We start from the raw sequence: 12,561 nt of genomic DNA, 5'->3' as shown, positions 1-12,561 counted from the left end.
CTTTCCTTAATTAATTAACAGCGTGGCCAGCGTATCGATAGTGGCCCTGACGCTCTCTTCCGCCATACCGAAATCAATCAGGCAAGCAACCTCATCAATACCCTGTTGTTTCAGCGCGACAAGTATTTCCTGACATTCAGATGCCGAGCCAAACAAGCCATACTGGTTAAGATACTTTTCAACACCCCATTTAAGGGTGTACGCCTGTCGTTTTTGATTTTGTCTCTGTTGGGAAGAGGAAGATTGACTGAGATTGTCGGAAAGCTGCATAAATGCAGATAAATAGTTTTTCAAGGCGGGGCGCAGCTCAGGCAGCATGTCCGCTTTAGATTTGCCTGCCTGGGTGTGCATCATCAGGGTAATCTTACCCGCGTCTGCATCATGCCCGGCCTCCGCTCGCGCCCGACGATAGCTGGCGCAATTCGCTTCAAGCTGTTCCCATGTCTGGTTTATCAGATGGGTGAGTACATGAAACCCGCGTTTGCCGGCTTCCTCAAACAACAGCGGATTACTGCCAGTGGTGATCCATACCGGAATATTGTGCTGAAGCGGTGCCGGCCAGGTCTGGATTTCAACGGGTTCTGGGCTACCCGGCAGAGATAATTCATCGCGCACCACGGTATTGCCGGACCACAATGACAGGACGGTTTCTATTGAGCTGAAAAGGCACTGCTGTCTGTTTTTATAGTTACCGGCATTCAGGACAAAGTCATTGCGTTGCCAGCCCGCGGCGAAGGCAACGCCCACTCTTCCTGCGGAGAGATTATCAACCAGCGCCCATTCCTCAGCCACGCGAAGCGGGTCATGCAAAGGTAATACAACACTACCTGCGCGAATCGAGATGCGGCGCGTGGAAGCAGCAAGCGCGGCGCTAAGCACCGATGGATTCGGGAACATTCCGCCAAAGGCGTTAAAATGGCGTTCAGGCGTCCAGATAGCATCGAAGTTAAGCTCATCTGCCAACTGCACCATGCTAATAAGCTGCTGATATTGTGTCGTTGAAGCCCCTTTGTTGACATTTGAAAAAAAGAATAAGCTGAGTTTGGGGATGGTGCTTGGGGTTAACTCCGCCTTAGCAGACATGGTGTGTTACCTTGTTGTTTTGCTTCAGGATGAAATGGATATCACCTCTTGGCGTGACATTCAGTTCGAAGAGGGGTTTAAGCGCAGCAGGCCGTGTGTCCGGAGCCAGTGAAAAAGTAAAATGTTCGCAAAAAGTAATGATGGCTGTTGTCAACTGGTCTAATGCCAGCGTCATGCCGACGCAGTTACGTTTACCGATGCTAAAGGGAAAGTAATGCTCTGGTGGGATTTTGGCATCAGATAAAAAGCGTTCAGGGTTGTAGGTTAGCGGCTGGTCCCAGTATGCTTTGTTGCGGTGTATGAGCCACGGTGAGAACAGCACCCGCGTCCCTTTTGCGATCAATGCGCCATCGATAACCATTTCCTCAGCCGTGGTGCGCTCAAAGAAGGCGGTAACCGGGGTCAGTCTCAGCGATTCTTTTACCACCGCTAGCGCAACGGATCGTTTTCCATGACGGGCTTGTTCCTGAATCTGAAGCTGATAATCCTGTTGTTGAGAGAGATGAGTGAGGGTCCATAAAAGCGCTATGCCGGTATTATCAACGCTTGCCGCGAGATTCCCTAATAGCAGACTGATGACCCGCTCCCGCTCTTCACGTCTGGCATTCACATCCAGCGCCAGACAAAGCCGCTGTAGCATGGTTGCATTTCCGCAGGCTGCGCTATCGATTTGTGGCGCGATGATCGCTTCCACTTCCTTACGAAACGCTACCAGTGCGGGATGCTTGACTATTTGCTCATAGTCCATGCCAGGGGCTTCTACGATAAGCTGAAGATAGATTTGCCTGAAATGCGCGATCATGTTGCTCAACTGCTCCTGACTGATGCCTGTGCCAAAAAAGCCATCGGCAACGCACATCAGCGCCCAGTTAAGACACAACTCACGTAACGAACCTTTCCCGCCCTCAGATAACGCTGATGTGAGCCAGTACGCTGCGCACTGTGAGCCTGCTTTTAATCGCGGAGATCGGGGGTTAACGGTCGGAGCCGTGAGTTTTCTTGCCATTCTCCACTCATCACCATCCCTGGATGTGGTGAGAGAGGGACCCATGATGATTCGGCCTACAGTAGAGGCCGAGGTCAGTGATTCAAACTCTTTTAAAAACAGGGTTTCTTGCTCAATCAGCAGGCGCGCGTGCCGGGCACCGGCAAGCAGCAGAATCGGCTCCTCTTCCTGACCGATCCAGACAAGATCACCGTACTGACGATGCGCATTTTCCGCTATCTGGAGGAACCCATTCTGGATATGCCAGCCTGTGGGGGGAAGATAACGGGGGATAGACTCAGAATTCGCAGACATGGTTGATATCCTCGCAACGGTATCGGGTGACTGTGGCGGACCCTACCCACCCCCCCAGCCCAACGGAAAGCAATATTGCCGGGCAACCCGTTTTAGCTGGAGCATAGGATTCGAGCAGCAGAAGAGGATCTGTGGTGTAGCAGTGGCCGGTTTCGTTTATCAGATCGGTTGCAACACGCTGCTGGGCATTGGCCGGATGCCTTGCCCAGGTTTGCCAGGCTAATTTATTGATATTGTGAGGAAGCAGCCAGGCCTGTTCGCGCAGATCAGCCGTGTATAGGTTAAGCGCCATGCCAGCCAGTTCGTCATGGGCTCGATAAAACTTCCTGATGTCATCCTGGGTGCCGTCTAAACCGGGCCAGAACTCAGGACGATGGCAGCAGTGAATGTCCGATATCGTACATTCCCCCCATCCCGCGTCGAGTATGGCGCAGGCAAAGGCGTCACCGATCAGGGTGCAGCCGGGAACATACCTTTCAGATAAAGCAAAATCCGCGAGCGTATCACCGGCCAGCAATGCGACCCGTTTTACCTCACCGCGACTAAGCAGTCTGTCAGCGAGCTTCAGGCCCCAGAACAAGGTGGCGCAGTTTTGTTGGTTAAGATTGAACAGTAATGCCTGGTCAGAGATAGCTTCGCAAGATGCCCGCAGTGCGTCCAGATCGACATGTTGGCGTGGCGAACGAGCGGGAAGCCCCTGCACCAGGATAACGGCATCGATTTTGGGGCCATCGATGAGCGACGCACAGGCTTGTCCGAGAAGCTGGAGGAAACATGCTTGTGCACTTTCATCCTCTGCGAGTGACGATGCATGGTTAAAACCGAACAACTGGCGAAATATTTTCGCTTCCGAGGATTTTCCGCCGCGGGACTCCACTAAGGTATCGAGGGGAATGCGCGTTTTGGGCACATAGGTTTTCAGGGACACAAGGTTCACCGTGCTTGCTCTCCTGCGAAAGCGCTGAAGCTGAACTCTCCCTGAAACGCACTGACCAGCAGATAGTTTTTCTCTGGCTGACAGTACTTGCTGAGCGCGACAAAGGGAGCGGCACTGAGTAGCGACGCCTCGGTGGGGTGCGTTTGAAACTCGCCGTTTATTGCCTCCAATGCGGATGATGGCCCGATAACAACGGTATTTTTACCGTCCAGCTCGGCTTTGCGTATCACCTCTCTCACCAGGCTGCCGGATAGTTTGTCCTGCAAGTGCCTGACGTATCCCCGATATTGCAGCCCTCGCCGAAGGGTGTTGACCAGACAAACGCAGGCGTTGTTTTCCGGCTTAAGTTCATCAAGAAGGGGAGAGTGGTACATCAGATTTTTTTGCTCAGCGATGAGCAAAAGGCCATCTTCATCCTTCCCTGCCAGGCAGTCGTTCAGTCCATCCAGGGCAAAAATGGCGGCATCTGGACCTCTATCGCTGATAGCCAGGGCAAGACAATCCGCAAGGCCCAGGGCGTGAATCGTCGCATTGACTACCGACGTGCCCATATGCAGATCCGGTGTCCAGTGGGCCATAAGAAGGGTTCTGATACGATCAGGAGAAATGACCGCCTGAACCTCCGGCAGAAGGGCGAGAATCATATCGCTGAACGCGGCGCGTTCAGGACTGTTTATCCATTCATTAACGCGTTCCTGCTCTGCCGTTAATTGAAGGCCGTTGGAGTGAAAAAAGTGTTGTATATAGGAATGCCAGTGCGGAATTTCTTGTTCCCATTCCGGCTGGTTCTTTTCGGTAAAAACAAAAGAACGATAGAAAATATCTTTGGGATCGAGATAAATCATGGCGAAATCTTCACACTGGCTGAGGGGGACGAAGGCTGTTGAGAAGATGGATATTTGTGGTGCCTTCCATATATTCGAACGCGAAGCTGTCGCGGTACTTCCTGCGTAACGTGCTGTCGGATAGCCAGTCGTCGCGTCGTAACCAGAGCGGCACTGCATGTGCGGTTTCTTCCACTAAACGTGTGGCGCCAAGCTTAAGTTGACTGGTCTGTGCGTACTGACGTTTTCCGAGTGAGTAGCCCTCGGCAACGGACAACATATTTTTGTAGAGCGCGTGATACTTGCGCCACTGTTGCGTTTTCCACCGTAAGGCCTTTTTCGGTAACGCATAGTTTTCCAGTCTGGTCAGCAAGCCGAACGTGGTGCCCAGCGCTATCGCCGCCACCATCGGACGGTGGCGTTCAAAAACGAGGCTCAACGCGTTGAGTCCCTGTTGTAGCCCACGATGTTGATGTCCCAAAATATCGTCCCTGAGAACCGGATAGTCGTCAAACACGAGTCGGGTCAACCCGGCCCCCTGAAGGCCGAACGTCGCCAGGAGTTCACGCTGTGGTCCATGCCGTTCATTATCCGGAAATATCATAACCAGACGATGACTCTGCTGATAACGAGCGAAGACGATACCGACGCTGGCGTTCAGCGCGCCGCCAATAAACATTTTTGTTCCGTTAATGTATCCGCTGTCTTGCTGCATACTCAGTTCGCAATGAACGTCTGTCGCATCGGAGCCTTTTTCTGGCTCGCTGACGGCGAAGAATGTCCAGGCAGGGCGTTCAGAAAAGCATGAGAAGAATCGGGCTTGTTGCTCGTGCGTGCCCAGTGTCAGGATCGCACGGGTACTGAGAGACGCGCCTGGCAGCATCATCATGGCGCTGGCATCTGACCGGCAGAGGTATTCGATGACTTGCAAATGGTGCTCATAGCTAATATCGGACCAGATCGATGACCGGTAGGGATTGAACTCAGCAGGAATACCAATGCAGGCGATGCTCATCAGTTCCGGGTGGGAAAGGCTGGCGAGCGCCGCGGCACGGTTTTTTTCACCCAGGTCGCCGATGGCTAGCAGGTGTTCATCCAATTCTTTTAGTTGGGGATACAACAAAGTGATATCAGCCATGAGACAATTAAGCACGATTAAAAAAGGTTATCTGTAAGTTAATCTCAGTTGTTCATTAAGTATTGATTCAAATTGCAATTACGGAAATTTGATGATGGGCATCCTGCTGTATTAACAACGAGGAAAACGTCGCGCCCATACCTACGCTCGCCAGTAATACCGGCTCATTAGGTTGTGCTTTACCCTGCTTTATTAAGGTGGCGAGATTAATAAATGGATCGGCTCCAAAACAATGTCCATATAGTTTTATATTATCCAGCATGACTTTATTTTTGCTGATGCCTAACTCTCCCATAATTTTATTCCACGATGAGAGATTGACATTGTGAGGCGCTAGCCAGGATAGCGTGTCTGCGGTAATGCCAAAGTAGCAAAATGCGGACTTAAGGGAATTTAAGATAAAGGGAAAGTAGTGATCGCTAAATACCGGGCCGTTGTCATAAAAATGTCCTGATTGCCGGTTGAACTCCCCCGCCTGAGTGGTAAATCTACCGATAACATTACCTGCGCCAACGGGATTTGAGATCAACACTGCGCAGGCGCACTCGCCCATAATGGTCGTGTCGTTAATTAGCTCAACTTTGGGATGAAAGGCTTTTTCGCCGATAAGCAACAGGGCATATTCTCCCGGTTTTAATTTTCTCGACAGAAAATCAATGGCGGTCAGCGACGTTGAGCAGTGCCCCATTGTGAGCGAGAAATACTCCGTATCGGCAGAGAACCCATAATCAGACACCATTGCTTTGACGCAGTCGGGAAACGGTTTCACTGCCGGTAATGTATGGGTGTGTACGACGTATTTAATGTCTTTCAGCTGTGAAGTATGGCATTCGACAAACTTGCTCAACAGCGGATGAAACATATCGTTCAGCGAGCCGGGCGCGCGCGGAAAGCGCTCTAAACCGTAAAAGCGAGAAAACATTCTGACATCCAAGGGTGTCAGTTTGAGTGAAGGAGCCAGCTCGTTAAGCAGCTTATGTTCTTCAGGCAGATAAAGCGTAAGAGATTCAATATGGCCGGGCATAGCGTTTCACTCCCTGTATTCGGGACATCGGACGGCATAAATAACCGCTAATGGCCTGAAGCGTTGTGTCATGATTCAGAACACCCAGATGACCAGCCTCGTGCACCAGCACCAGTTCGCTTTCAGGTAATTGGCGATGCAGGGACAGGGCATCCTGCACGTCGATTTTTCGATCCGCCGTACCATGAATGACCAGAGCGCTCGCCTTCAATCGGGCGAACACCTGTCTGGACATCAGTTCCGGGCCGGCGGAGAGATCGTTTGAATAACGGTGATGAAGCGCGGTGTGCAGGCCGCTTATGGCCGGAAACTCCCTGAGCTTATGTTCAAGAAGATCAGGAAAAGAAGAAGGAGAGGCGATCAGGATGATATTTGAGAGCATGAATCCTTGCGTCGCTGCCAGGGCGGCGATCACCCCTCCCGCTGAGTGAGCGATAACGATATCAAATTCTCCTTCCCGCTCCTGTAATTGCATTAGCAGTTGTACCTGTTCGGGAATAGAGCTTGCTTGTGGGTGTGTCGGGTCGTGTCCCAAAAGGAAAGGCATAAAGACACGGTATCCCAGCTGCTGGAGCAGATCTCTCTGTGGCTTCAGCATTAAAGGGTTTCCGCCCCAGCCGTGAATCAGTAACGCTTTGGGCGCCGTCTGGCATTGACTAAGGCAACTGAGTAACCGCCCTTGCCGCTGTTTAACCGGAAAGCGAATATCCGTCATCTGGCTTATTTCATCGATTTCGCCTTTTCGCAAAGGAAAGAGTGTTGGCCGCGTCAGGGAGGTCAGGATCGTGTTTAGCTGTTCGTCCATGGTCAACGTTCATTCTGAGAAGAGAAGGTAAGAATATTTAGCACGATCTCTTGTTCACTCGGTGACGGTGACAGTCGGCGCAGCGGATCGTGAACGTAAACCAGACAGTGCCCAGGACGTATGAACTCCGAGGCCAGCCTGGCGGCGGTATTCAGCGAAAAGGCGCCGCTGTTGATTCCCCAGGCTTCGCTATAGTCGGGGCAGTGGCGTAAAAGGCTTTGCAGTAATGGCGTCGCTCCCCTGGCCGCGGGAAAAAGTGCGTCATAAACCAAAATAGACGGCAAGTGGTGAGTTAAACCGTGTTGACAAAGCGCCACGGTTTCGCTGGCGTGTAATTGATTACCGCAGTGAGACACCGGCCAGTGGTGATACCAGGACTCCGTCTGTTCGTTCTCCCGGCAGGGTATAAAATGCCGACTGTCGGGAGTGATGAGGGTTCCTACACTGCGTATGCTGAGCTTTTGATGGCTGAGTAATGCTGCGGACTGGCGCATCATGCTGCCTCGCTGGACGGTTTAAAGCCGGAGCTAAGCATATGGATGTGTCGGGTGCCTTCAGTGTATTCAAATGCTTTGACATCGCGGAAAGCGCGCCAGAGTCGATGGTGGAGCGGCGTTATCTGAGCCGGCATCGCATGTATTAGCCTGCTGATGATGCTCTCAGCAACCCTCACGCTATCTGTTTTTGACATCCCTGGCGTGCAATCCGGGGTTTGACGTGCCTCCAGCTGGCGGCAGACTCGGACCGCTCTGAGATAGGCCGCATCCAGCTCAAGACTGGCCTTCGAGAAATGGACGGATGAACGGTATCTGGTGGTCACCTCATCGGCTTGCCAGTCATGTAAGGCGCGTCGGGTGACGCCCAGAGCAATGGCGCCGACGCAAGGCCTAAGGGCGTCAAAGGTGGCGAGAGCAGAACGTGCAAAGCGTTGCGTTGGCTTCAGATGTTGGCCTAGCGCTTGCTCGTCAGGGATAAACAGATCCCTGAAGGTCAGATGTGCCAGACTGATTCCCTCAAGGCCGTTCAACTGCAATCGGCGGCGCTGCACGCCATCGGCTGCTGGATTGAGGATAAATGCATCCACGCCGAGCGCACCCTGCGATGTGCGCGCGAAAACCACGCCGGTATCGGCGATAGTGCCATTACCTATCAGCATTTTTTCACCTGACAGGAGGTAGCCGCCATCAACGCGTGTGGCCGTGGTTTGCATGGCTCTGGCGTCGCTGCCTAATGTCGGTTCCGTCATCGCAAAACAGGACCAGCGTAAACCCTGGAGAAAAGGCCCAAAAAAGCTGTCCTGCTGACGTTCGGTTCCCAGGCCCGCGACGACATAAGCCGCCATTCCTGGACCAGGGGCCAGAAAAATCAACGCGGGAGAGACATAACCAATGTTTTCGTAAAGTTTCAGACGCTCCGATAAGGCGAGATCTCTGCGTGCCTCAGCCATGCCCGTGGCCGCGTAGCGTTCGGGCAGGCCCAACATATTAAGCTGTGCAGCGCGAGACCACCCGGAAAGCATGATACGAGACTGAACGGGATCGTTAGTTGCTCTGATGCGTTCCGCTATGTACTCGGCATCATCGCCGGTAATAAGCGCATCGCGCAGGATAATATCGTGATGGGTATTCATCATAATGGTTTGGTCATTATTTCAATAATGCCGACGGCAGGGTGATAAAGATGGCTGGCGCGATGTTCGCTGCTGAACGCGGTAAAAGGGCGCGTAAGGGTTGTCCAGCCAGCCTGTTTCATCGATTTATACTGCTTATCAAAATCATCTGTGACAAAACAAATATGATAAGGAACGGATTGTTTATCGGTTTTAATGAGCATTTGATTAAGCAGGATATTATCAGGCAGCGGTTCAACCAGCTCAATGCGATGTAATTTATCTTGAGTTGATAATAAGGTAATCAGCGCCTTCTGGGGGGCAAGCAGTTCTTTATATCTGATGACCTCCGGGTAGAAAGGTTTAATGGCGTTAATCGTTGCATCACTGTCTGCGACAACATAGCCTGAGTGATCGAAGCGCATATAAATATCCTGAGTTGTCTTGTTATCGACCCGTCGGCCTTTACCCGATGGCTTACCGAGAGAGTTTATTTAAGGGCCGTTTTTGTTTTTTACTTGAGCTTGCACTTTAAACCCGTTGGCGGTTTTCCAGTTCCTGCAACAGTGCTTTCTTATCGATTTTGGCGTGTAGCGTCATCGGAAAATTCTGCTGAAATATGATCGACCGGGGAATCATGTTTGCCGGCAGGCGTTGGGCAAGGTGACGGCGAAAATCGTCGTAGCGCGCCGGTGAATTATCAGCTAGCTGAACAAAGAGATGTGGTGTTGACGCACTATGCCTATCTTCACTTACCGCAAGGCAGCACTGCATAACATTGTCGTGGTCGCAGGCTGCCATCTCAATTTCAGCAATTTCGATGCGATTGCCGTTGAGTTTTATTTGCCCGTCATCACGACCGCAAATAAAAAGGGAACCGCTCTTGTCGATATAGCCTTTATCCCCGGTGGCGTAATATCTACCGTGATGATCGCAACCAAACGTGACGTTGCGGGGATGATCGTCTGGCAGATAGCCCTGAGATACCTGAGGGCCGTATAGCCTGACTTCACCCGTCGTGCCCGGCGGGAGAGGATGCCCTTCATCATCGACAATCAACACGTTATTCAGGCCACGGGGGTGTCCGAGAGGCAACAACCCGGAATGAGTAACTACGGGATTTGGCAGAACCCAGCAGTGTGTAAGGCAGGTGGTTTCCGTCGGGCCATATGCATGAAAAATTGTCATGTCCGGAAAACGCTGCTGAAGCGCCTGAATAAGCCACGGCGATACCCGTTCTCCGCCAATAAAAAAATGGGTGAAAGAGGGGAAGGACTGTGCGTTGAACTGCGCGTCTTTGAGCATCAGTTCGGCGAAACTGGGTGTTGAAAACCAGCTTGTAATAGGCTTATGCGCATTGCGCAGCATCAGTTTAATATTTTGCCGCGGTAACATATTGTTTTTGTGGTCGAGCATCAGGACGGTTTTGCCCCGGCACAGCGGAGGAACGAGATCCAAAATCCCCATATCAAAAGAGAGACAAGCATGATTGACATGGCTTCCCGCTGCATTCAGCGTGATGTCATCGGCAAACCAGGCGTTGAACGCGGCAAAGTTGTCATAAGAGATTCGGACCCCTTTTGGCTCCCCCGTACTGCCGGAGGTTGACAGGATATAAAACAGGGGCTGCGTGAGAGTATCGGGCACAGACAACACCGAGGGATCGCCATCAGGCAACGCAGCGGTCATGATCTGCGCGTTCACCTCCAGGTCGTCAAGCGCCTTGTCGCTGGTATTCAGGATCACGGTCGCTTTAGTCATTAAGGTGATTTTTTGCACCCGTGAAGCCGGGTTGGCCTCATCGACAAACGTGAAGCAGCAATTGCTCAATATGCTTGCCAAAATAGCCGCTACCGCATCGATTTGTTTATGCCCGTGAATCAGCACCGTTTGCCCACGAAAAGGGACCAGGTATGCGGTGATAGCGGCTACCCGTTTCCCCAGCGCCGCGTAGCTGTAGTCGCTTTGCTGATTGATAATAGCGATAGCATCTTCCTGATTTTTCAGCTTTTCAAACAGAGGTTTTACCTGGGACAGAAACATATTTGCACCCGCTTTCTAATGCGATTTGTTTAACAGCCTGACGGTCAAGCTTGCCATTGTTGTTTAACTGGATATCCGCAATCCGATACCAGTAGCGTGGTACGCTCCAGGTCGGAAAATGCTCCCGCATGTCTTCTGCCAGCAAGGAAAAGTCGATGTCGTCGGCTGCGGCGACAAATACCTGTACAGACTCCGCTGTGCCTTTGCGGCAATACGGTTCAACGATGACCGCTGAGATACCGCTGCGGGACAGGAGATAATGTTCAATAGCATGGAGATCGATACGGTAGCCCTGAATTTTTACTTCTTTGTCATGTCGTCCAATAAAGTAAAAATAGCGACCATCAAAGGTGCCGATATCGCCGGTTCTATAAGTGCGGCCTTCTGAGGTGAGCGAGAAATTTGCCGCACGCTCTGGTGGTGCGTTGAGATATCCCGCGCCGACGCTGGTGCCGCTAATCACAATTTCACCGTACCCGGTGGCATCATCCGTTCGTTCCAGATACACCGCCGTTCCAGGGCGTGCTGAGCCGATAGGTAAGGACTTACTGTCCTTTAACATGGGCGGGGTGATACGGACCGCTGTTACGGCGACGGTGCATTCCGTTGGGCCATAGGTGTTGATGATTTGCGCATCAGGAAAGCGCTCCCACAACGACGCCACAATCTCTTTGGTCAGCGTTTCTCCGCAGAACATAAAGCGATTGAGGTAAGGCAGTGTCTGTTGATTGAACGTCTTATCCATCAAATAGAGTTTGACGATGGAAGGGGTGGACACCCAGCAGCTAAGCTTGATATTGGCATGTTGGGCAATCAGCTTGCGTGTGTTAACCAGCTCCGTGTAATCGAGTATGGAAATCGGCTGGCGAAACGACCAGGCAAGCCACAGCTCAAACAGGGAAACATCGAAACAGTAGCGCACGTTACCGGTTACCGGCCCATTCAGGGGGTAATCCGTAGCAATCCATCTAACGAAGTCGGCCAGGTTGTCTACGGTGATGGGTATGCCTTTTGGCTCTCCGGTAGTGCCGGAGGAAAACATGATATAAGCCAGACCGTGCCAGCTGCGCTCTGCAATCGCTTGTTCCGTACGGCGGATGAGTGTGTCAACCTCGTCAGTGCGATGGATAGCCGTGGGGATGCTGGAGGTGGATGCGACATCCGCATACTTAAGCCTGAACGCCGTGTCGTGGGTATTGATTAACAGGTTGGCGCCGGTAGTGTTAGCGATCCGATCAAGTCGTTCGCGGCTATTATCCGCCTCGACCGGAATAACCGCACAACCGCACAGCAGGCACGCCCACCATGCAGCCAGAAAATCAAACGATCTGTGACCATAGACTAAAACCGGCGTGAACGCCCGGTGACTTTCCTGCTGATGGGTCTGGATAAACAGGGCGATATCGCAGGCGCGGTGAAACAAGGCGACATAGTTAAAACTATCGCCCCTGCACTGCCACGCGTTACCGTCGTGGTTCTGGAACTGCCGGTAAATGGCAATCAGTTCAGACCATGAAGACATTTATGCCACCTGATCCACGAGCTGACGTTCGATATAGCTGGATAGCGTGCCGACGGTTTCGAAGTTTTTAAGCTCTAAGGTCGCCGGGTCCAGCACCAGACCATCGATTTTCTCTTCAAGGTACATAATCAGTTCGATATACAGGCCGCTTTCAAAGCCCAGATCACGCTCAAGATGCGTTGACGCATTGAGTTCGCTTACATTGGATGTTTCTAAAACCAGCCCAATGGCTTCGATAATGATGGAGGTATACATAATCGTTTCCTTGACGGTAAG

The 12,561-nt window shown here is 51.9% G+C and carries 13 protein-coding genes; all 13 read right to left on the bottom strand.

The annotated features are described in order from the left end of the window. Positions 1-6: 6 nt before the first annotated feature. A complete protein-coding gene (locus Dpoa569_RS17535; protein ID WP_042868193.1) occupies positions 7-1,083 on the bottom strand; it encodes a MupA/Atu3671 family FMN-dependent luciferase-like monooxygenase in 1,077 nt (358 codons plus the stop codon). Beyond that, a complete protein-coding gene (locus tag Dpoa569_RS17530; protein WP_042868195.1) occupies positions 1,073-2,383 on the bottom strand; it encodes a cytochrome P450 in 1,311 nt (436 codons plus the stop codon). The genes Dpoa569_RS17535 and Dpoa569_RS17530 overlap by 11 nt, the downstream gene beginning before the upstream one ends. After that, on the bottom strand, positions 2,367-3,311 hold the full coding sequence (locus Dpoa569_RS17525; RefSeq protein ID WP_227983093.1) for a beta-ketoacyl-[acyl-carrier-protein] synthase family protein: 945 nt from the start codon (positions 3,309-3,311) through the stop codon (positions 2,367-2,369). The genes Dpoa569_RS17530 and Dpoa569_RS17525 overlap by 17 nt, the downstream gene beginning before the upstream one ends. A gap of 5 nt (positions 3,312-3,316) precedes the next feature. Continuing rightward, entirely contained in the window at positions 3,317-4,165 is an 849-nt protein-coding gene (locus Dpoa569_RS17520; RefSeq protein WP_050569373.1) for a hypothetical protein, read from the bottom strand. A gap of 10 nt (positions 4,166-4,175) precedes the next feature. Next, positions 4,176-5,282: an acyl-CoA dehydrogenase family protein gene (locus Dpoa569_RS17515; RefSeq protein ID WP_042868197.1), complete on the bottom strand. Its 1,107-nt coding sequence runs from the start codon at positions 5,280-5,282 to the stop codon at positions 4,176-4,178. 67 nt (positions 5,283-5,349) lie between these two features. Then, entirely contained in the window at positions 5,350-6,306 is a 957-nt protein-coding gene (locus tag Dpoa569_RS17510; RefSeq protein WP_071604271.1) for a 3-oxoacyl-[acyl-carrier-protein] synthase III C-terminal domain-containing protein, read from the bottom strand. After that, the gene (locus tag Dpoa569_RS17505) at positions 6,290-7,111 is read right to left on the bottom strand and encodes an alpha/beta fold hydrolase (RefSeq protein ID WP_042868199.1); all 822 of its coding nucleotides are present in this window, start codon (positions 7,109-7,111) and stop codon (positions 6,290-6,292) included. The genes Dpoa569_RS17510 and Dpoa569_RS17505 overlap by 17 nt, the downstream gene beginning before the upstream one ends. 2 nt (positions 7,112-7,113) lie before the next feature. Beyond that, the gene (locus tag Dpoa569_RS17500; protein WP_128569661.1) at positions 7,114-7,608 is read right to left on the bottom strand and encodes a hypothetical protein; all 495 of its coding nucleotides are present in this window, start codon (positions 7,606-7,608) and stop codon (positions 7,114-7,116) included. After that, positions 7,605-8,744 (bottom strand): acyl-CoA dehydrogenase family protein, encoded by a 1,140-nt coding sequence (locus Dpoa569_RS17495; RefSeq protein ID WP_128569662.1) that lies wholly within the window; start codon positions 8,742-8,744, stop codon positions 7,605-7,607. The genes Dpoa569_RS17500 and Dpoa569_RS17495 overlap by 4 nt, the downstream gene beginning before the upstream one ends. Next, positions 8,741-9,145 carry a VOC family protein gene (locus tag Dpoa569_RS17490; protein WP_042868203.1) on the bottom strand — a complete coding sequence of 135 codons (405 nt, stop codon included), beginning with the start codon at positions 9,143-9,145 and terminating at the stop codon, positions 8,741-8,743. The genes Dpoa569_RS17495 and Dpoa569_RS17490 overlap by 4 nt, the downstream gene beginning before the upstream one ends. Before the next feature lie 106 nt (positions 9,146-9,251). Then, positions 9,252-10,763 (bottom strand): AMP-binding protein, encoded by a 1,512-nt coding sequence (locus tag Dpoa569_RS17485; protein WP_042868206.1) that lies wholly within the window; start codon positions 10,761-10,763, stop codon positions 9,252-9,254. Continuing rightward, entirely contained in the window at positions 10,732-12,285 is a 1,554-nt protein-coding gene (locus Dpoa569_RS17480) for an AMP-binding protein (RefSeq protein ID WP_042868209.1), read from the bottom strand. The genes Dpoa569_RS17485 and Dpoa569_RS17480 overlap by 32 nt, the downstream gene beginning before the upstream one ends. Next, positions 12,286-12,540 (bottom strand): phosphopantetheine-binding protein, encoded by a 255-nt coding sequence (locus Dpoa569_RS17475; protein WP_042868213.1) that lies wholly within the window; start codon positions 12,538-12,540, stop codon positions 12,286-12,288. Positions 12,541-12,561 lie beyond the last annotated feature (21 nt).

It is taken from the genome of Dickeya poaceiphila, from assembly GCF_007858975.2.
In the GTDB taxonomy this organism is placed as follows: Bacteria; Pseudomonadota; Gammaproteobacteria; order Enterobacterales; family Enterobacteriaceae; genus Dickeya; species Dickeya poaceiphila.
This window is presented reverse-complemented; position numbering and strand designations above follow the sequence as displayed.